This window comes from Xanthomonas sp. WCS2018Noco2-27 (assembly GCF_031843525.1).
In the GTDB taxonomy this organism is placed as follows: Bacteria; Pseudomonadota; Gammaproteobacteria; order Xanthomonadales; family Xanthomonadaceae; genus Xanthomonas.
The window spans coordinates 258,879-283,742 of the sequence record NZ_JAVTIK010000001.1; the positions used below are offsets into that span (position 1 = coordinate 258,879).

The 24,864-nt window shown below is 65.3% G+C and carries 18 protein-coding genes and 1 pseudogene; 1 reads left to right on the top strand and 18 read right to left on the bottom strand.

Going from position 1 to position 24,864, the window contains the following annotated elements:
- Positions 1-5 precede the first annotated feature (5 nt).
- The 16 genes and pseudogenes from RQH86_RS01125 to RQH86_RS01200 form a co-directional block, all read right to left on the bottom strand.
- Positions 6-200, bottom strand: coding sequence for a hypothetical protein (locus RQH86_RS01125; protein WP_055844888.1), 195 nt, complete (start codon positions 198-200; stop codon positions 6-8).
- A 459-nt stretch (positions 201-659) separates the two neighbouring features.
- A complete protein-coding gene (locus tag RQH86_RS01130) occupies positions 660-2,063 on the bottom strand; it encodes a TolC family protein (protein WP_311240075.1) in 1,404 nt (467 codons plus the stop codon).
- Complete coding sequence (locus tag RQH86_RS01135; RefSeq protein WP_311240074.1) at positions 2,060-3,145, bottom strand: HlyD family efflux transporter periplasmic adaptor subunit; 1,086 nt, start codon at positions 3,143-3,145, stop codon at positions 2,060-2,062. Before RQH86_RS01135 ends, RQH86_RS01130 begins: the two co-directional genes overlap by 4 nt.
- Positions 3,129-4,817, bottom strand: a complete 1,689-nt coding sequence (locus RQH86_RS01140; protein WP_115512079.1) for an ABC transporter ATP-binding protein — start codon at positions 4,815-4,817, stop codon at positions 3,129-3,131. The genes RQH86_RS01135 and RQH86_RS01140 overlap by 17 nt, the downstream gene beginning before the upstream one ends.
- Before the next feature lie 88 nt (positions 4,818-4,905).
- Entirely contained in the window at positions 4,906-5,805 is a 900-nt protein-coding gene (locus RQH86_RS01145) for a hydrogen peroxide-inducible genes activator (protein WP_311240073.1), read from the bottom strand.
- A gap of 90 nt (positions 5,806-5,895) precedes the next feature.
- On the bottom strand, positions 5,896-7,665 hold the full coding sequence (locus RQH86_RS01150) for an ABC transporter transmembrane domain-containing protein (RefSeq protein ID WP_311240072.1): 1,770 nt from the start codon (positions 7,663-7,665) through the stop codon (positions 5,896-5,898).
- Positions 7,662-8,264 (bottom strand): YigZ family protein, encoded by a 603-nt coding sequence (locus RQH86_RS01155; RefSeq protein WP_311240071.1) that lies wholly within the window; start codon positions 8,262-8,264, stop codon positions 7,662-7,664. Before RQH86_RS01155 ends, RQH86_RS01150 begins: the two co-directional genes overlap by 4 nt.
- Positions 8,265-8,539: 275 nt before the next feature.
- Positions 8,540-9,133 (bottom strand): TIGR00730 family Rossman fold protein, encoded by a 594-nt coding sequence (locus RQH86_RS01160; RefSeq protein WP_115559460.1) that lies wholly within the window; start codon positions 9,131-9,133, stop codon positions 8,540-8,542.
- Between the two features lie 143 nt (positions 9,134-9,276).
- Positions 9,277-10,713, bottom strand: a complete 1,437-nt coding sequence (gene lpdA / locus RQH86_RS01165; RefSeq protein ID WP_115512077.1) for a dihydrolipoyl dehydrogenase — start codon at positions 10,711-10,713, stop codon at positions 9,277-9,279.
- A gap of 146 nt (positions 10,714-10,859) precedes the next feature.
- A complete protein-coding gene (sucB, locus tag RQH86_RS01170; protein WP_055844863.1) occupies positions 10,860-12,071 on the bottom strand; it encodes a dihydrolipoyllysine-residue succinyltransferase in 1,212 nt (403 codons plus the stop codon).
- Positions 12,072-12,113: 42 nt separating this feature from the next.
- Positions 12,114-15,017, bottom strand: a complete 2,904-nt coding sequence (locus tag RQH86_RS01175) for a 2-oxoglutarate dehydrogenase E1 component (RefSeq protein ID WP_193552568.1) — start codon at positions 15,015-15,017, stop codon at positions 12,114-12,116.
- 105 nt (positions 15,018-15,122) lie between these two features.
- Positions 15,123-16,055 (bottom strand): GNAT family N-acetyltransferase, encoded by a 933-nt coding sequence (locus RQH86_RS01180; protein ID WP_311238720.1) that lies wholly within the window; start codon positions 16,053-16,055, stop codon positions 15,123-15,125.
- 98 nt (positions 16,056-16,153) lie between these two features.
- A pseudogene (locus tag RQH86_RS01185) lies at positions 16,154-17,521 on the bottom strand (cupin domain-containing protein); the annotation flags it as partial.
- 725 nt (positions 17,522-18,246) lie between these two features.
- A complete protein-coding gene (locus RQH86_RS01190) occupies positions 18,247-18,747 on the bottom strand; it encodes a DUF3060 domain-containing protein (RefSeq protein ID WP_311238721.1) in 501 nt (166 codons plus the stop codon).
- A gap of 371 nt (positions 18,748-19,118) precedes the next feature.
- Positions 19,119-20,486, bottom strand: coding sequence for an adenylosuccinate lyase (gene purB / locus RQH86_RS01195; RefSeq protein ID WP_115527496.1), 1,368 nt, complete (start codon positions 20,484-20,486; stop codon positions 19,119-19,121).
- 35 nt (positions 20,487-20,521) lie between these two features.
- On the bottom strand, positions 20,522-21,844 hold the full coding sequence (locus RQH86_RS01200; RefSeq protein WP_311238722.1) for a hemolysin family protein: 1,323 nt from the start codon (positions 21,842-21,844) through the stop codon (positions 20,522-20,524).
- A 287-nt stretch (positions 21,845-22,131) separates the two neighbouring features.
- On the opposite strand from RQH86_RS01200, the gene RQH86_RS01205 reads away from it, so the two are divergent.
- Positions 22,132-23,538: a class II fumarate hydratase gene (locus tag RQH86_RS01205; RefSeq protein WP_311238723.1), complete on the top strand. Its 1,407-nt coding sequence runs from the start codon at positions 22,132-22,134 to the stop codon at positions 23,536-23,538.
- A 148-nt stretch (positions 23,539-23,686) separates the two neighbouring features.
- Here RQH86_RS01205 and RQH86_RS01210 read toward each other — a convergent pair whose 3' ends face one another.
- The gene (locus tag RQH86_RS01210; protein ID WP_055844838.1) at positions 23,687-24,109 is read right to left on the bottom strand and encodes a hypothetical protein; all 423 of its coding nucleotides are present in this window, start codon (positions 24,107-24,109) and stop codon (positions 23,687-23,689) included.
- Positions 24,110-24,314: 205 nt separating this feature from the next.
- Positions 24,315-24,848 (bottom strand): DUF2884 family protein, encoded by a 534-nt coding sequence (locus RQH86_RS01215; RefSeq protein ID WP_115553444.1) that lies wholly within the window; start codon positions 24,846-24,848, stop codon positions 24,315-24,317.
- Positions 24,849-24,864: the final 16 nt, after the last annotated feature.

The window sequence follows — 24,864 nt, forward strand, 5'->3', positions numbered from 1 at the left end:
GCGGCTCAGGGCGTGGAAAGTCGCAGATCGCCGCCTTCGGTGACGAAGCGCTGGCCCTGTCGTTGCAGGTGACGGCCATCCGGGAGTTCATAACGCGGCGCAGGATGCGTGCCCGGGCCAGTTGACTGCTCGTCGCGGAATTCGATGACGACGTATGGCTCGCCATCTGCGCCGATCGCGGGAAATTGCCGAAAAGACATATGCACCTCCGAAGGATTCCAAGGTTGCCTTGCGGGTCATCATGCCCGCACCGCCAGCGGTTGGCTGACATGCCGAGCATGCGCACGCATATGTTACTCAGGCGTCATTGTGCGATGAGGGGACCAGCCGCAGGTCGAGTTCGCCATGCGTCGTCTACCCTCCGACTTTAGTGGCCGCTCGCAATGCAGCGCAGCCGTTCTCAACGTCATGGCCGCTCGACGCCCGCAAGCGACGCAGCATCACATTCGGCAGCCCAGCAGCACGCTGAAAGTCGTGCACGCTTCTGCCGATGTCGGTCTGAATACCCGCACAAGTAGTCAGCAACGGCCCCGGCACAGCTTGTGGCATCGCCAAGGATGCGGGGTGAAACCTCCTCGGCCTGCACGCGACGTACTCGCTGCGGCGCAGGATCCGACATGTGCTGGGGTGGACCAGCGCAGACGTAACGCGTCAACGATTTAACGACTTAACTGCAACGCATCCCGGTCAGCGGTAGCCGCTGCCAACTCTGCGCGCGCCGACGCAATCCGCGCCTGCGCATCGATCAAACGTACGCGTGCATCGTTGGCGGTTTCTTCGCGCTGGTTGACCAGGAAGAAATCACCCGATCCCAGCTCGAAGCGTCGCCGTTCGGCGACGGCCAGGCGGTCGGCGAGGCCGCGTTCTTCGTCGGCCATCTTGGCCAGCCGCTCGGCAGCGTTGAGCGAGATCACGATGGACTCCACCTCCACCGAAATCTGGTCGCGCAGGAAGCGGCTGCGCTGATCCAGTGCTTCGATCTCCGCGCGCGCCTCGGCAACGCGGCCTTTGGCGGAACGGTTCTCCAGCGGCACGCTGAAACGAAAGCCGATGATTGCATCGGTCGGCGAGCGGTTCGGCCCGCCCACGCCGGGGTCGCCCAGGTCCTTGCTGACTTCGAAACTCACATCCAGCCGCGGCTTCAGGTCGTTCTGCGCCAGCATCAGCCGCGCAGTGGCTTGATCGATGCGGGTCAGCACGGCGCGGTAATCGGGCCGCTCCACCGGCGCAGTGATCTTGTTGGCACCGGCCAGTCCTTCCAGCGCCGAAGTATCGGGCGGCAAACGTTCGGTGGAGACAATCAGCGGCATGCCGGCGTCGTCGCGCAGATACAGCGACAAGGCATTGGCGGCGTTGGCGAAGTCCTGCTCGGAACGCACCACCAGCGCGCGCCGGCGCACCAGGTTCTGGTCGTTTTCGGTCAGCAGAATGGTCGGGCGCGCACCAAGCGTCACCTGCCGCGAAATCGCGTTGCGGCGCTGCTCTGCCAACGCCAGCAGGTCGTTGTATGCACGCAGCTTCAAACCGGCCGCCACCCAGTTTTGATAGGCGTCCACGGCGCGCCGCTGCACGCCGATCGCTACCATCTCCGCTTCGTACTGCGCCACGTTGATGTCGGCGCTGGCAACGTTGCGACGGGTACGGCGCTCGTCGACCACGCGGTCGCGCAACAGCGCGTACAGCGCGCCGACCTTCACTTCGCCGCCGCGGTCGGTATACGACTTGTCTTCGTAGACCGGGAACGACCCTCGCGAGGACCGGTAGCCGCCGTAGTAATAGCCGCCGTTGTTCTCGAACGGCCGCTTGACACCACTTTCGATGCTGCTGCCGTCGTAGTAGCCGGCCTCGCGCGAGCGGCCTTCGATATCGAACACGGTGTCGAACGCGCCGTCGGCCGAGATTCCCTTGCCTTCGGCCTGGCGGACTTTCGCCAGCGCTTCGACGATCTGCGGCGCAGAGCGGGCCGAGGACTGCAGCACTTCGTCCAGGCTCAGTGGCGCGGCTTGGGCGAAGGCCGCACCGGGGCACAGTGCGATCAGCAGGACAATCAGACCGCGCATCATTTCTTGCCCGTCGCGTCGTCTTCGGACTTGTCGCCGGCGGGCTTGGGCTTGCCATCGCCCTGCGTGGTCGCGGCGGGCCGCCGGCCGAATTCCAGCGGGAAGTTGTTGAGCTGGCGCCACAGTTCGTAGCCCACCCGCACCGTCTCGCCCAGCACCCAGCCGCGCACCTTGCCGCCCTGGCGGGCGAATTCCTGTGCCGGCCACGCCGGTTTGCCTGGCGCAGGTTCGACCAGAATGCGGAACAGCCCATCCGGCGCGGCGTTGGGGTCGATCGCGCGCACGCGGCCATCGAACATGCCGTGCGCCACCGACGGCCAGCCGCTGAACTGGATCGCCGGCCAGCCTTCGAACTCCAGCCGCACCGGGCGGCCGGGACGAATCAACGGCACGTCGCGGCCATCGATGTACAGCTCCACGGCACGCTCCACGCGTTCCGGCGCGATCACTGCCAGCACCGTGCCCGGCGAGACCATGGCGCTGCCGCTGGCGGCGTTGAGCTGCTGCACGCGCCCATCGCGCGGCGCGCGTACCAGCTGCGCGGACTGACGGTTCAACTGGATGTCGATGCGGGTCAACTTGGCGCGCGATTCGGCCAACTTGGCATCTGCTTCGGCTACCTTGATCTGGGTCAGCTCGTAATCACGGCGGCCGGCCAGCCCTTCGGCAAGCAATTGCCGGCTGCGTTCGACATCGATGCTGGCGACCGCGCGCGATTGCTGGATGGCGGTAATTTCCGCCGCGACCTGCGCGCGCTCGCTGGCCAGTCGGGTCAGCAGATCCGGGTCGAGGTCACCGACACGTGCGATCGGGTCGCCCTTGGACACGTGCTGGCCGTCGTGCACATACCAGCGCTCGACGCGGCCGGGCACGAAGGCGGTGACCTGCTGCTGGCGATCGCCTGGGTCGAGCGAGACCACCTGGCCCTTGCCGCTGGCAGTCTGCACCCACGGCGCGAACGCCAGGATGGCGCCTGCGATGGTGACGCCGAGCAACAGCATCCACGCCAGTACCTTGGCGATGCTCGGTGGCCGCATCGAGGCCAAAGTGGGGAAGTGCGCGATCCGATCAGGGGCGTGCTGCATTGGTTGCCTCCTGGGTGGATGCGATGAGTTCGGCGCGCGTGGCGTAGCGTTGCTGGCGCTCGGGCTCTAGACGGAACCAGCCATCCAGGGCGATGTCTTCGGGCCTGCCGGTGCACAGCAGCACCGTGGTGCCGGCCTCCTTCAAGCGCCCCAGCACGCGGGTCAGGCGTTCTGCGGGCAGCAGATCGTAAAGCTGCGACAACATCAGCACGCGGGGGCGCACCAGTAAGGCGTTAGCCAGCTTCAAGGCCATCACGTCGCCGATCCACAGCGGGTAGCCGGATGCGGCAAGTCGCGTGTCCAGGCCCTGCGGCAGCGCGGCGATGCGCGCGCGCAGCCCCACCGTGTCGATGGCTTCCAGCATCGCTTCGGAGCTCACGTCGGCCGAGGCCATGGACAGATACTCGCGGATGGTGACTTCGACAATCGTCGGTCGGTCGAGCACGGTGACTTCCGAGCGCAACAGGTACATGTCGAAGGTGGCCAGGTCCGCGCCACCCACCATTACCAGGCCGCGATCCGGCACCACGTGGCGCTTGAGCACCATCGCCAGCAGCCGCTCGGCGCCGCCATCGGCCAGCGTCACCAGCTGCTCGCCGGCTTCCAGCGCGAAATCGAAACGCGCCCCTTCGATCATCACTCCATCCAGCCGCACCGCGCTGTTGCCGGGGATCTTGCCGGCCGCCACCACGGCGCGTTCCTGCGGAATGGCGTACAGCAGCGACAATTCTTCCGCGCTGGCAACCAGATCGTAGAAGGTGTCCAGATAGGCGCCGAGCTGCGCGATGCCATAGAACACCGCGCTTAGGATCAGCTCGGCGGCCACCAATTGGCCAATCGACAACTCGCCGCGCAGGATCAGGCTGCCGCCCAGGGCCAACAGCGCCGCGCTGGCGACCGCGTATACCAGCAGGAAGGCCACGGTCTGGGTGAAGCTATAGCGGAAATGGCGCCGGTGCCGGTCGACGTAGGCGGCAGTCACCGCCTCTGACCGATCCATCGCAAAGTTGAGATGGCGGCTGGATTTGTAGAAGCCGTTGGAACCGCCGACGCTTTCAAGCCAGTGCGCGGCATTGTGCTTGGCGTGGCTGAGTTCGACCGCGGTGCGGATCGAGCCGCGCGACCAGATCATCCAGATCGCAAAGATGATCAACAGCAGCAAGGCGTTGAAGGCCAGGAAAAACGGGTGGTAGAAGCTGGTGAGGATCAAGCCGACCGCCGATTGCAGCACGATGGTGAAGGCGCCAATCGCCAGGCTGGGCACCGCTTTTTGCACCACCACCAGATCGAAGTAGCGATTGAACACATCGCCACGGTTCTGGTCGGCGAAGAAGGGGTTCTGCGCATGCACCGCGCGCACCGTGATCTCGGCCACCACGCGCGCGAACAGGCGGCGCTCGAACAGCGCCATCACCCACACCCGCATTGCGCTCAGGCACGCCACCAGCAGCAGTAGCCCCAGCAGCAGGCCCGACAACGTCCACAGCGGCGCAGGCAGCGCGGTATTGGCGACGCTGTTGATCAGCAGCTGCACCGAGATGGGCGTGGCCAGCGACAGCAGGCTGATCGCCACGCCGTACACCAGGGCCAAACGCACATACGGCATGTCCGGCCCGACGATTTCCGCCAGCCAGCCCACCGCTTCCCGCCATCCGATCCGCTTTGCCGCCATTGAACTTCCATTGATGAGTTCAGTGAAGCATTGACGAGTTGCCGCTATAGGACAAGGCCGGAGCGCTTATCCGTTGTATAGGATTTTCCTATGCGGCTGCCGCGCGCAGCAGATCTGCGATCAAACCGAACGCTGGCGCGCGTCCTGCACCTTGCCGCCACAGCAGCCCGATCTCGCGGTAATAGCGGCCGCCCTTGATCGGGCGCACCACTACATCGTCGCCTTCGCGGATTTCCTGACGCACGTAAAGCTCCGGCAGCAGGGCCAGACCCATACCCATGCCGGCCATCTGTCGGATCGCATCCAGACTCGTTCCTTCGTAGTCGCGCAACACATGTGCGCCGACTTCCATCGCGATTGCGGCCACCTGTTCGGCCAATCGGTATTCCGGCATCAAGGTCAGCAGGTTGGCGCCGCGCAGATCGGCAGGGGTGATGTAGCGTTTGCTGCGCAGCGGGTGATCGGCGGCCATGGTCACGTGCAGCGGTTCGCGAAACAGCCGCTCGCTGTGCAGGCTGCTCCCGGCCACCGGCAATTGCGCCAGGATCAGATCGTGCACGCCGTTGGCCAGGTCGCGGGCGAGAACGGTCGGCAGGCCCTCGCGCACGTGCACGCGCAGCGCCGGGTGCTCGCGGTGCAGCCGTGCAACCAGGCTGGGCATCAGGTAGGCGCCCAGCGTGGGCGAGACACCGAGCCGGATGGTGCCGATCAGCGTGTCGGTCGAGGTCGTGCGTACTTCTTCCAGATCGGTCACATCGAGCAGGATGCTGCGCGCGCGGTCGAGCAAGTCGCGCCCGAGCGGGGTCAGGATGGCCGGGACGCCGCGCTCGAACAACGGCGCACCGATGATGGTTTCCAGTGCGCGGATCTGTTGCGACAGCGAGGGCTGCGACACGCCCATCTGTTCGGCGGCACGGGTGAAGCTGCCGGTATCGGCCAGCGCGATGAAGTAACTGAGTTGGCGAAGAGTGGTCTTGGGGCGGGGCATGGTCGCATCGGTACGTCGGGTCGCTCGGAGTCGCACTGCCGGCGAGGCCGGTGAGCGAGCGTGTGGCCCGCAGTGGGCATCAACCGGGCGTCATTGATCGATGAATTGCAGCCGCGCCAGCTCGGCGTACAGGCCACCTTCGGCGATCAACTGCGCATGCGTGCCCTGCGCCACGATACGGCCGGCATCCATGACCACGATGCGGTCGGCTTTGAGCACGGTTGCCAGGCGGTGCGCGATGACCAAAGTGGTGCGGCCCTGCATCAGTCGGTCCAGTGCCTGCTGCACGGCGCGCTCGCTCTGTGCATCCAGTGCGCTGGTGGCTTCGTCCAGCAGCAGGATGGGCGCGTCCTTGAGCAACGCACGTGCGATTGCCACACGTTGCTGCTGGCCGCCGGACAGACGCGTACCACGCTCGCCCAGCTCGCTGGCATAGCCTTGGGGCAGGGCGCGGATAAAGACATCGGCTTCTGCCGCCGCTGCCGCCGCTTCCACCTCGGCATCGCTGGCCTCCAGGCGGCCATAGCGGATGTTGTCGGCGGCACTGGCGGCGAACAGGGTCGGTTGTTGCGGGACCAGTGCGATGTGCTCGCGCAGGCGCACCGGGTCGGTCTGGCGCAGGTCCACCTCGTCGATGCGCACGCTGCCGCTGGCGGGGTCGTGGAAGCGCAGCAGCATCGCCAGCACCGTGCTCTTGCCGGCGCCGGACGGGCCGACCAGGGCAACGGTTTCGCCGGGGCTGACATGTAAGTCGAATCCATCCAGCGCCGGTGCGTCGGGGCGCTGCGGATAATGAAACATCACCTGGTCGAAATGAATCGCCCCGCGTAGCGGCTGCGGCAAGTGCATGGGCGTGGCCGGCGCCACGATCGCCGACTGTTCGTCGAGCAGTTCTCCAACCCGGCCCATGCCGCCGGCGGCACGCTGCAACTCGTTCCACACCTCGGCCAGCGCGCCGACCGAACCGCCGCCGATCAACGCATACAACACAAACTGGCCCAGCGTGCCGGGCGTCATGCGCCCGGACACCACGTCGTGCGCGCCCAACCACAGTACGCCGACAATGGCACCGAAGATCAGCATGATCGCAATGGCGGTGACGCCGGCCTGGGTGCGGATGCGCAGCCGCGCAGTATCGATCGCCGCAAACAACGCCTGGCTGAAACGCTGACTCTCGTAGCGCTCGCGCGCATGCGCCTGCACGGTGCGGACCGCGCCGAGCGTTTCGGCCGCCAGCGTATTGGCGTCGGCCACGCGATCCTGGCTGGCGCGCGAAATCTTTTGCAGCCGGCGCGCGCCCAGCACGATCGGCAGCACCGCCAACGGAATGCCGATCAGCGTGAATCCGGCCAGGCGCGGGCTGGTGACGAACAACATCACCATGCTGCCGATCACCGTCACCGAGCTGCGCAACGCCACCGACATGGTGTTGGCGATCAGCCCGCGCAACAGCTCGCTGTCGGCCGACAGCCGCGACACCAGCTCGCCGCTGCGGCTGCGATCATGAAAACCGGCGTCCAGGCTGATCAGGTGCGCATACAGACGGCCGCGCAGATCGGCGACGACTTTCTCGCCCAGCAACGCCACGAAGTAAAAACGCGCTGCGGTCGCCAGGGCCAGCACCACGGCCACCACAAACAACAATGCGAAGGCCTGGTTGATCTGCGTGCCGCCGGAGAAGCCGTGGTCGATCATGCGCTTGACCGCTGCCGGCAGGCTCAACGTGGCCGCGGAGGACACCGCGAGTGCGATCAGCCAGGCGGCGAACAGGCCGCGCTGGCGTTGCACGAACGGCCACAAGGTGCGCAGGCTGCCAAGCTTCCGCAATGGGTTGGGCCTGGCGGCGGCTGGCTGAGTCATGCGGCTTCCGGTGTTGAGAGATGGACACGATTGCGAGTGGCGTCGCACAGGCGGGTTTTCAAGCCAGCCAGCTGATCTGCAGGCAGCTGCACGCGTAACGCTGCGCCTTGGGCGTCGAAGTGTTCATCCAGCTTGTCGACATGGAACGCGACAAGCGCCGCGTGCACCAGCCCCAGATCGTCGAACTGGCATTGCAGGTCGAGCAGGGTCAGCGCAACCAGCGGCCGCCGCGTGGCCAGGCGCAGGCATTCGGCTGCGGTGCCGCCGTAAGCACGTACCAGCCCACCGGCACCGAGCTTGATCCCGCCATACCAGCGCGTCACCACCACCACCACGCGATCGAAGCCTTGGCCATCGATGGCCGCAAGAATCGGCCGCCCCGCCGTGCCGCTGGGCTCGCCATCGTCGCCGGAACGGTACTCCTGCCCGAACCGGTAGGCCCAGCAGTTGTGCGTGGCATCCGGCACCGACACGCGCTGCACGATCTCCAACGCCTGCGCGGAAGAATCGAGTGCAGCAGCATGGGCCAGAAAGCGACTGTGCTTGATGTCCAGGCTGTGGAGCGCGTCAGCGGCGAGGGTATCGAGCATCGTCGCCATTCTATGCGAGGCGGCGATGTCGGTTGCTGCAGTCAGCGTGACTGCCGTTGCAAGCTGGCAGATCGGGGCGACTGGGGCGTGGTGGTGCTGTAGCGATGCACCGCTGCTGTGCGTCGGACGTTGGCGACCGCCGTCGCGCCTGGCAGATGTTCGGGCGCACGCGTTTGCCCGGTATTAGCGTGAGCATGCGTTCGCTGAGTCGATGCGCGTTACTGCCGCGCGCGCTTGCAGAAAGCGACGCGCGTTGCGGCCGCGTGGGACAGGGGTATCTTCGATTACACCAGCGTGGAGCGGCGCTTCTCGTCGATCCACTTGGACGCCTGCGCCGGGGTGTAGTGCTGCATCCACTCCAGCATCTGCTCCATGTCGTCGCCGTACCACAGGTCGGCGCGCTGATCCGGATGCAGGAAACGTTCTTCCACCATGCGATCGATCATGCCGATCAGCGGTGCATAGAAGCCCGCGCTATCCAGAAACGCGCACGGCTTGTTGCCGATGCCGAGCTGGCGCCAGGTGAGCATCTCGAAAATCTCTTCCATGGTGCCGAAGCCTCCGGGCAGGGCGACGAAGGCATCGGACAGCTCGAACATGCGCATCTTGCGCTCATGCATCGAGCCGACCACTTCCAGCGTGGTCAGCCCGCGATGCGCCACTTCCCAATCGGCCAGCTGCTGCGGAATCACGCCGGTGACTTCGCCGCCGGCGGCGAGCACCGCGTTGGCCACCGTGCCCATCAAGCCGACGTTGCCGCCGCCATAGACCAGACGCAGGCCCTGTTTGGCGATGCGATCGCCCAGCGCCATGGCGCGCTCGACATAGACAGGCTTGTTGCCGGCATTGGAGCCGCAGTAGACGCAGATTGATTTCATCGGGGATTCGGGCGTCGGGAGTTGGGAATAGGTCAAAGCAAATATAGAAGCCAGAACGCATGACGCCGGACCTAGGTCCGGCGTCAGCATGAGGAGTGAGGTGATGGGGCCGCTTTTACGATTCCCGATTCCCCACTCCCGATTTAATTGGCCTTATGGATCGCGCGCTTGCTCACCGCCATCGCGGCGTCGTGGATCGCTTCGGACAGGGTCGGATGCGCGTGGCAGATACGCGCCAGGTCATCGGCCGAGCCGTTGAATTCCATCGTCAGCACACCTTCGTGCACCAGCTCGGAGACGCCCACGCCCACCAGATGCATGCCCAGCACGCGGTCGGTTTCGGCATCGGCGATCACCTTGACGAAGCCGGCCGGCTCGCCCATGGCCACCGCACGGCCGATCGCCGCGAACGGGAAGCTACCGGCCTTGTAGGCCACGCCCTCGGCCTTGAGCTGCTGCTCGGTCTTGCCGACCCAGGCAATCTCCGGCTCGGTGTAGATCACCCACGGAATGGTGTCGAAGTTGACGTGACCCGGCAGGCCGGCGATCAGTTCAGCCACCGCGATGCCTTCTTCGAAGCCCTTGTGCGCCAGCATCGGCCCGCGCACGCAGTCGCCGATGGCCCACACGCCGTCGACGCCGGTATGGCAATGACCATCGACCTCGATCTGGCCGCGGTCGGTCATCTTGACGCCGGTGCCGTCGGCCAGCAGGTTCTTGGTCGCGGCCTTACGGCCCACGGCCACCAGCAACTTGTCCACGGTGAGGGTCTGCTCGCCTGCGGCGTCGGTGTAGCTGAGCACCACCTGCTTGGCATCGCCGCTACCGGTGATCTCGGTCTTGCCGACCTTGGCACCCAGCTTGATGTCCAGGCCCTGCTTCTTGAATTCCTTCAGCGCGGTCTTGGCCACTTCGGCATCGGCCAGTGCCAGGAAGTCCGGCAGCGCTTCGAGGATGGTGACCTCGGCGCCCAGACGCTTCCACACGCTGCCCAGTTCCAGGCCGATCACGCCGGCACCGATCACTGCCATGCGCTTGGGCACAGCGGTGAAATCCAGGCCGCCGACGTTGTCGACGATGGTGTCGCCGTCGAACTTGGCGAACGGCAGTTCGATCGATTCCGAACCGGCCGCCAGGATCACGTTGGTGCCCTTGAGCTCGATCTCGCCGCCTTCGTGCTGGGCGACCTTGACGATATTGCCCGGCAGCAATTGGCCGAAGCCGTAGTACGGGGTGATCTTGTTGGCCTTGAACAGCATCGCGATGCCGCCAGTGAACTGCTTCACGATCTTGTCTTTGCGACCGATCATGGTGGGCACGTCCATCTTGGCATCGTTGAAGCTGATGCCGTGGTCGCCGAACAGGTGACCCATGTTCCAGAACTGGCGCGAGGAATCCAGCAGCGCCTTGGACGGAATGCAGCCCACGCGCAGGCAGGTACCGCCCAGGGCGGGCTTGCCGTCCTTGCCGAGTGCCGCGTCGATGCAGGCGACCTTCATGCCCAGCTGGGCCGCGCGAATCGCCGCGTGATAGCCGGCCGGGCCGGCACCGATGACGACGACGTCGAATTGTTCGCTCATTTCATTTGCTCACGGGAATGGGGAATAGGGAATGGGGAATGGCAAAAGCGCATGCGCCTGCTGCGTCCCATCCAGGTCCAGGCGGGAATGGAGCGGTCGATGGGCGCTTGTCCCATTCCCGAATCTCCATTCCCGATTCCCGGCTCTTAAAGGCCGAACAGCATCCGGCCCGGGTTTTCCAGCTGATTCTTGATGTCGACCAGGAACTGCACCGAATCCTTGCCGTCGATGATGCGGTGGTCGTAAGACAGCGCCAGGTACATCATCGGCGCGATCACGACCTGGCCGTTCTCGGCGATCGGACGTTCCTTGATCGCGTGCATGCCCAGGATGGCGCTCTGCGGCGGGTTGATGATCGGGGTGGACAGCAGCGAGCCGAAGGTGCCGCCGTTGGTGATGGTGAACGTACCGCCTTGTAGATCGTCCAGGCCCAGCTTGCCGGCGCGCGCCTTGGCGGCGTAGTCGGCGATGCCCTGTTCGACTTCAGCGAACGACTGGCGCTCGACGTTACGCAGCACCGGCGTGACCAGGCCCTTTTCGGTGGAGACGGCGATCGAGATATCGCTGTAGCCGTGATAGATGATGTCGTCGCCGTCGATCGATGCGTTGACCAGCGGGAAGCGCTGCAGCGCGTTGGCGGCGGCCTTGACGAAGAAGCTCATGAAACCGAGCTTGATGCCGTGCGCCTTCTGGAATTCGTCCTGCAGTTCCTTGCGCGCGGCCGACACCTTGGCCAGGTTCACTTCGTTGAAGGTGGTCAGCATCGCGGTGGAGTTCTTGGACTCCATCAGACGCTTGGCGATGGTCTTGCGCACGCGGGTCATCGCCACGCGCTCTTCCGGACGGGCGCCAGAGGCCTTGCCCACGCCACCGGCTTTGGCGAAGTTGACGATGTCTTCCTTGGTCACCGCGCCGCGGCGGCCGGTACCGTCGACCTGCGACGGATCCACGCCCTGGGTGATCGCGGAAAAACGCGCACCCGGCGGCAGCGAATCGGCAGCGGACTTCGACGCGCTCGGTGCAGCGGCAGCAGCCGGTGCCGGGGCGGCAGCGGGAGCTGCTGCTGCGGCGGCCGGTGCGTCGGCCTTCTTCTCTTCGGCCGGAGCCGCGGCAGCAACGGCGCCTTCTTCGATGATCGCCAGAAGCTGGTTGCTGGTGACCGTGCTGCCGGCTTCGAACTTGATTTCCTTCAACACGCCGTCGACAGGCGAAGGAACTTCCAACACGACCTTGTCGGTTTCCAGGTCGACCAGATTCTCGTCGCGCTTGACCGCTTCACCGGCCTTCTTGTGCCAGCTGGCGATGGTGGCGTCGGAAACGGATTCGGGCAGTACCGGAACTTTGACTTCGGTGGCCATTCGGGGAGCGTCCTAGGGTTTTCGTTCTTTGGGGAAGAGGAGTTATTCAGCGACTTGGTCGTTGAACGGATTGAGGAGCGCATCGGCAACCAGCGTTTGCTGTTCGACGATGTGGTCGGCCATGTGGCCGGCGGCAGGCGAGGGCGAACGGACACGGCCGGCGTAATGCAGGCTTTGACCGCCGGCCAGGCAGAAATTGAGGTGATGGCGGATCTGGTACCACGCACCCTGGTTCTGCGGCTCTTCCTGACACCACACCACGTCGGTGGCGTTGGCATAGGCCTTGAGTTCGGCGGCCAACTGCGCACGCGGGAACGGATACAGCTGCTCCACGCGCAGGATCGCGACATCGTCCTGGCCGCGCTTGGTCTGGTCTTCGAGCAGGTCGTAATAGACCTTGCCCGAGCACAGCACCACGCGCTTGACCTTGCCGGCATCGGCCTTGGCATCGGGAATCAGATGCTGGAACTCGCCATCGGCCAGTTCTTCCAGGCTCGACACCGCCAGCTTGTGGCGCAGCAGCGACTTGGGCGTCATCACCACCAGCGGCTTGCGGGTGGTCATGCGCATCTGACGACGGATCATGTGGAAGCACTGCGCCGGCGTGGTCGGCACGCACACCAACATGTTCTCCAGCGCGCACAGCTGCAGGAAGCGCTCCAGACGCGCGGAGCTGTGCTCCGGGCCCTGGCCTTCGTAACCATGCGGCAGGAACAGCGACAGGCCCGCGATGCGGCCCCACTTGGCTTCACCGGCAGCGATGAACTGGTCGATCACCACCTGCGCGCCATTGGCGAAGTCGCCGAACTGCGCTTCCCACACGCACAGCGCGTTCGGGTCGGTGGTGGAGTAGCCGTATTCGAAGCCCATCACCGCTTCTTCGCTGAGCAGCGAATCGATGATGGTGGCGTCTTCCGGGTTCTCGACCAGCTGACGCAGCGGCAGGTAGTAGTTGTCGTTCTTCTGGTCATGCAGGATCGCGTGACGGTGGAAGAACGTACCGCGACCGGCGTCCTGGCCGACCAGACGCAGCTTGTGGCCTTCGGCCAGCAGCGTGGCGTACGCCAGATTCTCGGCAAAGCCCCAGTCGCCCAACTGATTGCCGGCGGCCATCTTGACGCGGTCGTCGTAGATCTTGGCGACGCGGGCATGCAGCTCCACGCCTTCGGGAATGGTGGTGATCAACTTGGCCAGACGATCCAGCTGGTCGCGCTTGACGCGCGTATCCACCGGATCGGCAGCAGTGCCGACCAGATACTTGGACCAATCGATGGCGAATTCGTCCGGCTTGCGCGTGGCCAGTTCGGTGGTGTATTCGCCCGAATCCAGCTTGTTGCGGTAACCGTCCACCAGCGCCTTGGCCTCGTCGGCGCTCAGCACACCGTCGCTTTCCAGCTTGGTCGCATACAGCTCGCGGGTGGTCTTGTGCTTGCGGATGGTCTGGTACATCACCGGCTGGGTCGCTGCCGGTTCGTCGGCTTCGTTATGGCCCCAACGGCGGTAGCAGACCAGGTCGATGACCACGTCTTTCTTGAACTGCTGACGGAATTCGTAGGCCAGCTTGGACACGAACATCACCGCGTCCGGGTCGTCGCCATTCACGTGGAAGACCGGCGCGCCGATCATCTTGGCCACGTCGGTGCAGTACAGCGTGGAGCGGGCATCGTCACGCGTACTGGTGGTGAAGCCGATCTGGTTGTTGATGACGATGTGCACCGTGCCGCCGACCGCGAAACCGCGCGCCTGCGACATCTGGAACAGCTCCATCACCACGCCCTGGCCGGCGAATGCGGCATCGCCGTGGATCAGGATCGGCAGCACGGTCTTGCGTTCGGCATCGCCGAAGCGTTCCTGACGCGAACGCACGCTGCCGACCACGACCGGGTCGACGATTTCCAGGTGCGAGGGGTTGAACGCCAGCGCCAGATGCACCTGGTTGCTGTCGCCCACCGCGATATCGGCCGAGAAGCCCATGTGGTACTTGACGTCGCCGGTGTGCGCGCGGTCGTCGTGGGCATGCTCGAACTTGCCTTCGAATTCGTCGAACAGCTTGCGCGGGTTCTTGCCCAACGTATTGACCAACACGTTGAGGCGGCCGCGGTGGGCCATGCCGATCACGATGTCCTTGACCTGGTCCTTGCCGGACTGGTGGATGATCGCGTCCATCATCGGAATCAACGCATCGCCGCCTTCCAGCGAGAAGCGCTTCTGGCCGACGTACTTGGTGTGCAGGTAGCGCTCCAGGCCTTCGGCGGCGGTGAGCCGCTCCAGCGTGCGCTTACGGCTGGCCGCATCGCCTGCGATCTTGCCGCCGGCATCTTCCAGGCGCTTGTAGATCCACTGGCGCTGGTCGAATTCCTGGATGTGCATGAATTCTGCGCCGATGCTGCTGGCGTAGGTCGCCTTCAGGCGGGCCAGCAGATCTTTCAGCTTCATCCGCGGCTGGCCGCCGACACCGCCGGTGCTGAACTCGCTGTCCATGTCAGCCTGCGACAGGCTGTGGAAGGGCAGGTCCAGATCGGGCGGGTTGACCGGCGGGGTAAGCCCCAGCGGGTCGAGCTGCGCACCGAGGTGGCCGCGTGCACGGTAGGCGGTGATCAGACGGCCGACATTGCGCTCGCGCTCGTCGCTGGCGCCCGCGCCGGTACCGGCATTGGCGGCCTGTTTGGATGCGCTGAGAATGTGGGCAATGGCCGCCGAATGCGGTACATCACCGGCATCGCGACCTTGGAAGCCGTCGAAATAACTCTTCCACTTCGGATCGACACTGTCCGGGGCGACGAGGTACTGCTCGTACAGATCCTCGATATAGGCGGCGTTGCCGCCGGCGAGCTGCGATGACTGCGCGAACTGCTTTAGGAGATTATCCACGATGGTAAGTCGGGTCTGCTGTGGGGATGATTGTGCGGAAGCGGCAGGGCGAGTTGCCCTATCGGTCGGTCTCAAATCTCGAAAAATTATACCCCCTTGCGCTTGTGAGGGGGCGTCTGCGAGCTGACCGGCGGGGTAGACCAATTGGTCGGGCGCCTACGTGCGAGGGGCGCTGCGGTGTCAGATGCCAAGCGCGCGCGGTTCGTTCCAGAGCGCGCTGCGCTCCCATATCTGCGCGAATTCGCGCGATAGCTGGCGGCTGCGCGCCGCGCCGGACAGCCAGGTTTCGCCATCGTCGAAGCGGTGACCTGTTGGACGAAAGTAGTAGGCGTCGTCGCCGATCACATAGGCCGACGCATAGCTTGTATCGACCGGATCGCTGACCGCGCGGAACCGGAACACACTGGGCAGGCGCTGGGCCAGGCGCAACATCGCACTGCTGCTGGCGGCGGCGCTGGCAGTGTCCTGCACCAGCACCTGCACGCGTTTGTCGTGGCGTGCGGTGGCGAAGCGGCGCAGTGCATCGAGCACGGCAGCGTTGTCGAACAATTGCGGATCCAGCGCGCGGGTGTAGATCAGCACCTGCCGCCGTGCGCTGCACAGCAGGCCGGTGGTGGCGGCCAGGGCCGCGGCGAGGTCGTCCACTGCCATCGGGCCGTCGAGCCGGCGATGCAGGGGCGTGCCGGGCGCAGCACCGGCATCGGTGGTGCGCTCGTGAGGAGAATGCGGGGGGAGTTCGGGTAAAAAGCCGAGCCGTGCGAACACGGCCTCGGCGTTTGCGGTGACGCGGGAGTGCAGGCTGGGCCAGCCACGCTGGGCTGCGGCATCCACCGCTGCGGCGAGCAGCTGGTCTGACAGCCCGCGACGCCGCCAGTCCTGCACCAGGCCGAGCCGGTCGATGCGGCGATCCGGCGTCACACGCACCGAGGCGACCAGTTGGCCGTCATCGGTGCGCGCGGCCAAGTGCAGGCTGAGCGGGTCCAGCGCATCCCACTCGGCATCGTGGGCGTTGCCCGCGATGCCGGTCGTGCAGGCCTGCCGCAGCGCACGCAGGGCCGCGGCATCGGATGCCGGGTCCAGCGACACGATTTGCGGCCTGCCGTGCGGGCTCATGCGCGCTCCGGGGTCTCGTCGTTGTTGCCGTCTTCGCCGATGTCCGAAGCGTCTGTGCTGCCATCTCCGTTCTGCGCGGTGTCGGCGATGTCGGCGATATCTGCCGGGCTGTCTGCGTCGTCCGCCACCGCTTCGACATCGGCATCGGTATCGATGGCGTCGTCTGCATCCGCGCTGTCGGCGTCGTCCTGAGTGTCGTCGTGGTCGGCCGACACGGTGAGCACATGCGCCTGATCGTCGTCGATGTCTTCGTGCGCGTCGTCATGGGCGCGTTGGTAATGGCCTTGCGCCAGCAGCTCCAACACCACCTCGCGGCCGCGTGCGCTCAGCTGCGTGTAAAGCCCGCCATCGATTTCTTCGGCCGCCGCCAGACGCGCCGCGTCCTTGGCCGACAACGCAAATTCCAGGCCGCTGCAGAACAGCGTGGCGCCGCGCTTGGCACGCCGCCAGGCCAGCCGCGACCAGGGGTGGCGATACAGCACCACGCCTTCTTCCAGCGCCTGTTCGACCGCTTCGCGCGGGATCGGCTCGGGCGCCGGCACCACGTCGCCGGAGGCGCGATAGGTGGTCATGAAACGGCCGAACCAGTCGCCCAGGCGATCCGGGTCGTTCATGCGCAGCGCATTGAGCGCTTCGACCACGCGGTTCATTGCGGTGACGTCGATCTCGTACGGGTCGGCCGGCACCTTGAGGTCTTCGTCGTGATAGCGCACCGACTCGTCGGCATCGGCGATCAGGGTGTCCAGGTAATCGCCGATCAATTCGGCCGAGGACGGTGCGCGGGTGCCGATCGAGAAGGTCAGGCAGGCGTCTTCGGCCACGCCGTGATGCGGCACCAGCGGCGGCAGATACAGCATGTCGCCCGGACCCAGCACCCAGTCGTGGGTCGGCTTGAACTCGCGCAGCAGCTTGATGTCGACGTCGTCACGGAACGCCAGCGGCGTGGGCTTGCGGCCTTGCGAGGTGCGTGCGTCGATCTGCCAGCGGCGATGGCCCTGACCCTGCAGCAGGAACACATCGTAATGGTCGACATGCGCGCCGACCGAGCCGCCGGTGGCGGCGAAGCTGATCATGATGTCGTCGATGCGCCAGCGCGGCAGAAAGCGGAACTGCTCCAGCAGTGCGCGCACATCGGCGTCCCATTTGTCCACGTCCTGCACCAGCAGCGTCCAATCGTGATCGGGCAGGCCGGGGAAGTCGGTTTCCTGGAACGGGCCGGTACGCACGCTCCAGCCGTCGGTGGCGCGGTCGTGGCTGATCAGGCGTGCCAGCACGCCGTCTTCGCAGGCCAGGCCAGCCAGATCTTCCGGCTGCAGCGGCGAGGCAAAATCTGCGAAGGCATTGCGGATCAGCAGCGGGTGCTTGTGCCAGTAAGTGCGCAGAAAGCGCTCCACCGGCATGCCCAAGGGCTGGCCTGGACGGGCCTGGACTTCGATGACGGGAGGGTTTGCCTTGCGTGCAGCCATGGGGAGTCCTTGCAGGTGTCGATGGAATACTGGGGCGCGGGCAGGGCCGGCGCAGATGTCCCATTGTCCGATGCCTGCGCCGGATCTGCACCTGCGCGCTGGGCTGGCAACAGGCAATGCTTCAGGGACGTGGTGGTTCGGTCTGCGCGCTGCCGGCGACTGCGCCTGGCTGGCGATCACGTCAAGACGTGCTGCAGCGGTGTTCGGGCGGCACAGCGCGCTTGCCGTGAAGCCTGATGGGGTGCGTGGACGGCTTCGCGGCCAAGGCCGCTCCTACAAAAGCAGGGCGCGCTGACAAGAGCAGGGCGCGCTGAGCCATTGGTGGTGAAAGCCACACATTGCGGGTCTCGCCACGTTCACAGCTGCTTGCTGTGCGCGGCCCGGCAGGCCGCTGTTGCTGGCGATACTGTCATCGACGTGCGCTCGCGCTGTGCGGCACAGATCACGTTTGCGCGGGCGACGCGCTGCATTTTGTGATCGTACTTGGCACCGTCAAGCCACGCGACGTAGTGCTAGTGGCGGCGTGGCGGCCGTAAGTGCTGCAATCCAGGGCCGCGAATGGCATCGGGCCGCGAATGGCATCCGGGGTGGGAGCATTCGCGGCCCGCGCTGGCTGGCAAGAAAGCCGAGTGCTCGGCACGCACGGCGCAGCATGCGTACGTCATTTGCAATCTTGCTGCCTTGCTGGGCGAAGGCTGCGCTAGCGCGCCGTCGCGGCCACCGACTTACATCACCTTGTTGCCGCTCCCGCGGTCGTCCAGCGTGGGCTTGCTCGATGGGTTGACCGTGTTGTCGTTGCCGGAAAAACGGACCTGCTTGACCTCGCGCGCCAGCACCAGATTCTTGTTGCCCTGGATGTCCACGCTGTCGACATTGGTCAGATTGAGCGTGTTGTCGTGGCCAGAGACGCTGAGCTGGCCCAGCTGTTTGTTGAGCACGGTGAAGTTGCTGCCTTCCACGCGGATGCTGCGTGCGTTGTCCAGATTCATCGCGCCGCGTGAGGCGGTGATGGTCACCGCGCCGCAGTTGCCATGCAGGATCCACTCGCTGTCGTCGCGGGTCAGGCGCACATCCTTGCCGTCGCAATCGGCGCCGCTGGCCGGGTCGGTCACTGTGGACGAGACGGCCGATAGCGCTTGGGCCGCAGGGCCGTCGGCGCCACATCCGCTCAGTGCGGCGATGCTGGACAGGGCGAACAGCGACGCGATAGTCCGGGCTGCATGCATGGGTGATCCCTCGCTTGGATGAGGCCGGCACCATAGCAGCCGCATCGGGGAGCGCCGTTGACGCCGGCTCGACGCTTGGGCGTTGCCGACACACCCGGCGAAGCAGCCGTACTGTCACATCGGTAGAAATGCCAGGACCTACCGCATCCCCAGGACCTACCGCATCCCGGCAATGGCCGCGCCCGCTTGGCGTGGCGCGGCCGGTGGTGTTCCCGCTTAGGCAAGCGTTGACCACCTTTTCCACGTGCTGTCGATCAACAAGCGAAGCACTCTTCACTACGCGCACGTGCTTGATCTTCAGCATGGGAGGCCGCCGCATGTGGGCGAAATCCGGGGCTCACTCGTCACGCCTCGCGTTGTTGAGAGCTTTCTTAAATCGCGCGCGCCAACTGCTCGGCCAGGCCGGTGTAGCCGCCCGGGGTGAGCGTACGCAGGCGCTGCTTGTCTTCTTCGGGCAGCTCCAGGCTTTCCACGAAGGCCTGCATCGAGGCGGCGGTGATGCCGTGGCCGCGCGTCAGCGCCTTCAGTTGTTCGTACGGGTTGGGCAGGCCGTGGCGACGCATCACCGTCTGCACGGCTTCGGCCAGTACTTCCCAGGCGGCGTCCAGATCGGCATCCAGGCGCTGCGGATTGACGGTCAGCTTGCCCAGACCCTTGGCCAGCGAATCCAGCGCCACTTGGGTGTGACCGAACGCGGTGCCCAGCGCACGCAGGACGGTGGAATCGGTGAGGTCGCGCTGCCAGCGGCTGATCGGCAGCTTGGCGGAAAAGTGCTCGAACAACGCATTGGCCACGCCGAAATTGCCTTCGGCATTTTCAAAGTCGATCGGGTTGACCTTGTGCGGCATCGTGGACGAGCCGACTTCGCCTTCTTTCAACTTTTGCTTGAAATACCCCAGCGAGATGTAGCCCCAGATATCGCGCGACAGGTCGATCAGGATGGTGTTGGCGCGACGCGTGGCGTCGCCGATTTCGGCCACGTTGTCGTGCGGCTCGATCTGGGTGGTGTAGGGGTTGAACACCAGGCCCAGGCTCTCCACAAACCGCTGCGCAAACGCGGCCCAGTCCAGCTGCGGGTACGACACCAGATGCGCGTTGTAGTTGCCCACCGCGCCGTTGATCTTGCCGGTGAGTTCCACCGCGGCGATCTGCTTGCGCTGGCGCTCCAGGCGCGCGACCACGTTGGCGATTTCCTTGCCCAGCGTGGTGGGCGAGGCGGTCTGGCCATGCGTGCGTGACAGCATCGGTTGCGCGGCCTGCGCATGCGCCAGTGTGCGCAGCGAGGCGGTGATGCCGTCCAGCGTGGGCAGAAGCACGTCGCGGCGCGCCTGCTCCAGCATCAAGCCGTAGCTGAGGTTGTTGATGTCTTCGCTGGTGCAGGCGAAGTGCACGAACTCCAGTGCCGGGCCCAGCTCGGCATCGTCCTTGAGCTGTTCCTTGATGAAGTACTCCACCGCCTTGACGTCATGGTTGGTGGTGCGTTCGATCTCCTTCACCCGCCCGGCATGGGTCACGCTGAAGTCGTCGGCCAGCGCACGCAGACGCTGGCTGGCGGCGGCCGAAAACGGCGCCAGTTCGGCGATGCCCGGCTCGGCGGCCAGGGCCAGCAGCCATTCGATCTCGACCTTGACCCGTGCCCGGATCAGGCCGTATTCGGAAAAGATCGGGCGCAGCGCATCCACCTTGGAGGCGTAGCGGCCGTCGAGCGGGGACAGGGCGAGCAGGGCGGAATCCGACATGGGGAGGGCACTGGGAAGCTGGCGGGGCCGGTATTCTACGCCGCCCCGACGCCCGCTTCGCCCACCGGCCGCACTGTCACCGCCTGGATGCGGTGGCCGGCCATGCGCCGAACGGTCAGCGCGTGGCCGTCCAGTTCCAGGGTTTCGCCTTCTTCGGGCAGCCGCTGCAGCTGATGCACGATCAGCCCGCCGACCGAATTGACATGGTCCGGGGCGCTCAGATCCTGGCCCAGCAAGCGTTCCAGGCGGAAGATCGAGGTACTGCCGGCCACCAGCAGCGAGCCGTCCTGGCTGCGTACCGGGGCGTCGCGCACCACGTGACGGTGCTCGTCCTCGATCTCGCCGACCACCACTTCCAGCAGGTCCTCCAGGGTGAAGAAGCCCAGAATGCGGCCTTCGTCCTCCACGCACAGCGCCAGATGGGTGGTGCCGCTGCGGAACTGCTCCAGCGCGCTGGGAATGGGGGTTTCCAGAGACAGCCGGGTGGGTGGTCGCAGCAACGGACGCAGGTCGTCCAGGTCCTGGCCGCGCGCCATCGCCACCAGCAGATCCTTGGTATGCAGGATGCCCAGCACCTGCTCGCCATCGGTGTCGAACCAGGGGTAGCGGCTGTAGCGCGACTCGCTGAATTCGGCCAGCACCGCTTCCAGGTTCATGTCCTCGCGCAGGCTGCGCATATGCTCGCGGGGGCGCATCAGGTCGCCGGCCACCAGATCCGGCAGTTCCAGCGCATGGCTCATCAGCGCCAGCCCATGATCGGCGGTAGGCGCGTTGGGGTCCTGGCGGCCGACGATCAGTTTGAGTTCTTCGCGCGAATAGCGGTGCGACTGGTGCTCCACATCGCCCCAGCCCAGCAGGCGCAGCAGCCGGTTGGCGCTGGTATTGAGCACCCAGATTGCCGGGTACATGGCCCAGTAAAAAACGTACAACGGCGCGGCGGTCCACAACGACATGCGCTCCGGGCGCCGGATCGCCATGGTTTTGGGGGCCAATTCGCCCAGCACGATGTGCAGGAACGAAATCAGGCTGAAGGCAATTGCCAAGGCGGTGAACTGCGCGGCGTCCTCGGACATGCCCAGCACATCGAACAACGGCTGCAGCAGATGCGCGAATGCAGGTTCGCCGACCCAGCCCAATCCCAGCGATGCCAGGGTGATGCCGAGCTGGCATGCCGACAGATACGCATCCAGATGCGCGTGCACCCCCAGCAACAGACGCCCGCGCCAGCCATGGGTCTGGGCCAGCCCCACCGCCTGCGTGTGCCGCAGTTTGACCAGGGCGAACTCGGCGGCAACGAAGAAGCCGTTCAACAGCACCAGCAGCAGCGCGACGATCAACAGCAGCACATTACCGAGCATGTTCGCCTCCGCGCGGTGCAGGGGCGGCAGATGGATGCATCAACGCAGGCGTGTGCATGGTGGTGCGGGGTGCAGCGAAGCAGAACGCGGGCAGTGCGTTTCTACAGTCAGGGTCGTCGCCCATGGCGGCGTGGTACCTCGTATGGATCGATGCTGAGTCTAGTCCACGCACTGCGATGACATCGTTGCAACGCTGCCAGCGAGTATCGTTATGACCCTCGCCAGCGTGGGTGCGCCCGCTGCCAGCCATTGCGTCACCACAATCCAACACTGTGCGGAGAAGGCAGATGAGCGAACGTTTCAGGACCGAACACGACAGCATGGGCGAATTGCAGGTGCCCGCCGATGCATTGTGGGGCGCGCAGACCCAGCGTGCCGTGCAGAATTTTCCGGTATCCGGCCAGCCGATGCCACGCGGCCTCATCCGCGCGCTGGGCTTGATCAAGGCCGCTGCCGCCGGTGTCAATGCCGAGCTCGGGCTGCTGCCGAAGTCGATCAGCAAGACCGTGCAGGCTGCGGCATTGCAGGTGGCCGACGGCACCCATGACGCGCAGTTTCCGATCGATGTGTACCAGACCGGCTCGGGCACCTCGTCCAACATGAATGCCAACGAGGTGATTGCCACGCTGGCCACGCGCGCCGGCAAGGACGCGGTGCATCCCAACGATCACGTCAATCTTGGCCAGAGTTCCAACGATGTGGTGCCCACCGCGATCCGTGTGTCGGCGTTGCTTGCGGTGCAGGAACACCTGCAGCCGGCGCTCAAGCATCTGCGCAAGACCATCGACAAGCGCGCCAGGTCGCTGGACAAGATCGTCAAGACCGGTCGCACGCATTTGATGGATGCGATGCCGCTGACGTTCGGGCAGGAATTCGGGGCTTGGTCTGCGCAATTGAGTTCGGCGCAAGACCGGCTCGACGATGCGCTCAAGCGGCTGCGCCGTTTGCCGCTGGGCGGTACCGCGATCGGGACCGGCATCAACGCCGACCCACGCTTCGGCGGCAAGGTGGCCAAGGCTTTGTCGAGCCTGAGTGGCGCCAAGTTCGAGAGCGCGGAAAACAAGTTCGAAGGCCTGGCTGCGCAGGACGATGCGGTGGAGTTGTCCGGCCAGCTCAACGCGCTGGCGGTGGCGCTGATCAAGATCGCCAATGATCTGCGCTGGATGAATGCCGGCCCGTTGGCGGGCCTGGGCGAGATCGAATTGCCGGCGCTGCAACCGGGCAGCTCGATCATGCCGGGCAAGGTCAACCCGGTGATTCCCGAGGCGACCGTGATGGCCTGCGCGCAGGTCATCGGCCACCACACTGCGATCACCGTGGCGGGGCAGACCGGCAACTTCCAATTGAACGTGACGCTGCCGTTGATCGCCTACAACCTGCTGGATTCGATCACCTTGCTGGGCAATGTGTCGCGTCTGTTGGCCGATACCGCCATTGCCGGATTGAAGGTGCGTCAGGACCGCGTGCGCGAGGCGCTGGACCGCAATCCGATCCTGGTCACCGCACTCAACCCGATCATCGGTTACGAAAAAGCCGCAGCGATCGCCAAGCGCGCCTACAAGGAGCAGCGCCCGGTGCTGGAGGTAGCCCTGGAAGACAGTGGGCTCAGCGAAGCGGACCTGCGCCGTTTGCTGGATCCTGCTGCACTGACGCGTGGTGGCATCCAGGCCGGCAGCAGTGGCGGCGGTGGCTGATCACCGCAATGTGCGTGTGTGCGTAGGAGCGCACTTGGGCGCGATGGGGCGTTGTCGATAAAGCCCCGTCGCGCTCGGGCGCGCTCCTATCCTGGGTTCTAGCCTTCTGTTCTCGCGAATCAGCGTTTTCGCGCGGCTTCGCTAATACTCAGTGCCGCTCGGCCTGCACGTTGCCGAAGCTCTCGCGATACGGCTGCAGCGACGGGATTTCATCCAGCAATTCGCCGCTGAGCGTTTGGATCTCCGGCGTGGCGGTCAGCTTGATCGACTTGTACTCCGCGTCCGCGCCAGCGGCGTTGACGGCCTGCTGGCGCAGCATCTGCAGATGCCCAAACAGCAACTGCAACTTGGCGCGGGTCGGCTCCTTCTGCGGTAGCGCGATGTCATCGATCTTGAGCGTGCCATCGGGCGTGATTTCCGCATTGGCAGCCGGTGGGCGACGGATCATCACCGATTGGGTGGTGATGGCAACGCGCGGCTTGCCGCGTTCGGCGCGACGGGACGACTGGTCGCCACAGGCGGCAAGGGTGCACAGCAGCAGCGCCATGCAGAGCATCACGAACTTGTTCATGGGGTCAATCTGTCGTGGGAAGCGTCTAGTGTAATCCGCGCCCACGCTGTCGATCAGCGCGGCGGCCAGCCGGACCGGCTGACAAAATGTCGCAGGTCCCGCCTCCGCGCCATGGCGTGCGCCCAAAAACCGCATGGTCCCGCGCGCCTTTGGGTTGCTGACAGCCGCTGCACTTGTCGGCGGCGACGCAGCGGCTGTGGCCCCGTCATTCCTTACGGCAATCGTCGACGTCGTGCTGGGTGAGGGTGGAGTAAGGCGCAAACGCCGGCACCAGCTGCACGGCGGCGTCCTGGGCGGTGCGTAGCTTGCCCAACTGGTCGCAGATGCGCAGGGCGTTTTGCTTGAAGGCTTCGCCGTCGGCCTGGATCTTGTCGCCCATCTTCTCCACGTTGCCACTGAGCACACCCTTGAGCGCTTCGCCGGCCGCATGGGCGCCGAATGCCGCGCCTTGGGTGCCGATATCGATACCCTTGTTGGCCACCGCCTGCACCTGCGCGTAATAACCGCGCATTGCCTGGCGCTGTGCATCGTTCAGGGCCACCGGCTTGCCCCCGATGCTGAGCGTGCCATCCATGCCGATGGTGGCAGCAGGTAAGGTGTCGCGCTTGAGCGTCAGGCTCTTGCCATCGAACGTCACGCCGCTGCCCTGGATGTGCGCGGAGCCGTCGACGGCGACCTCTGGCTTGCCGCAGCCAACCAGCAGCGCACCGACCAACACCGCAGAGAGAAATGATTTCATCAGCAGTCCCCTTCGA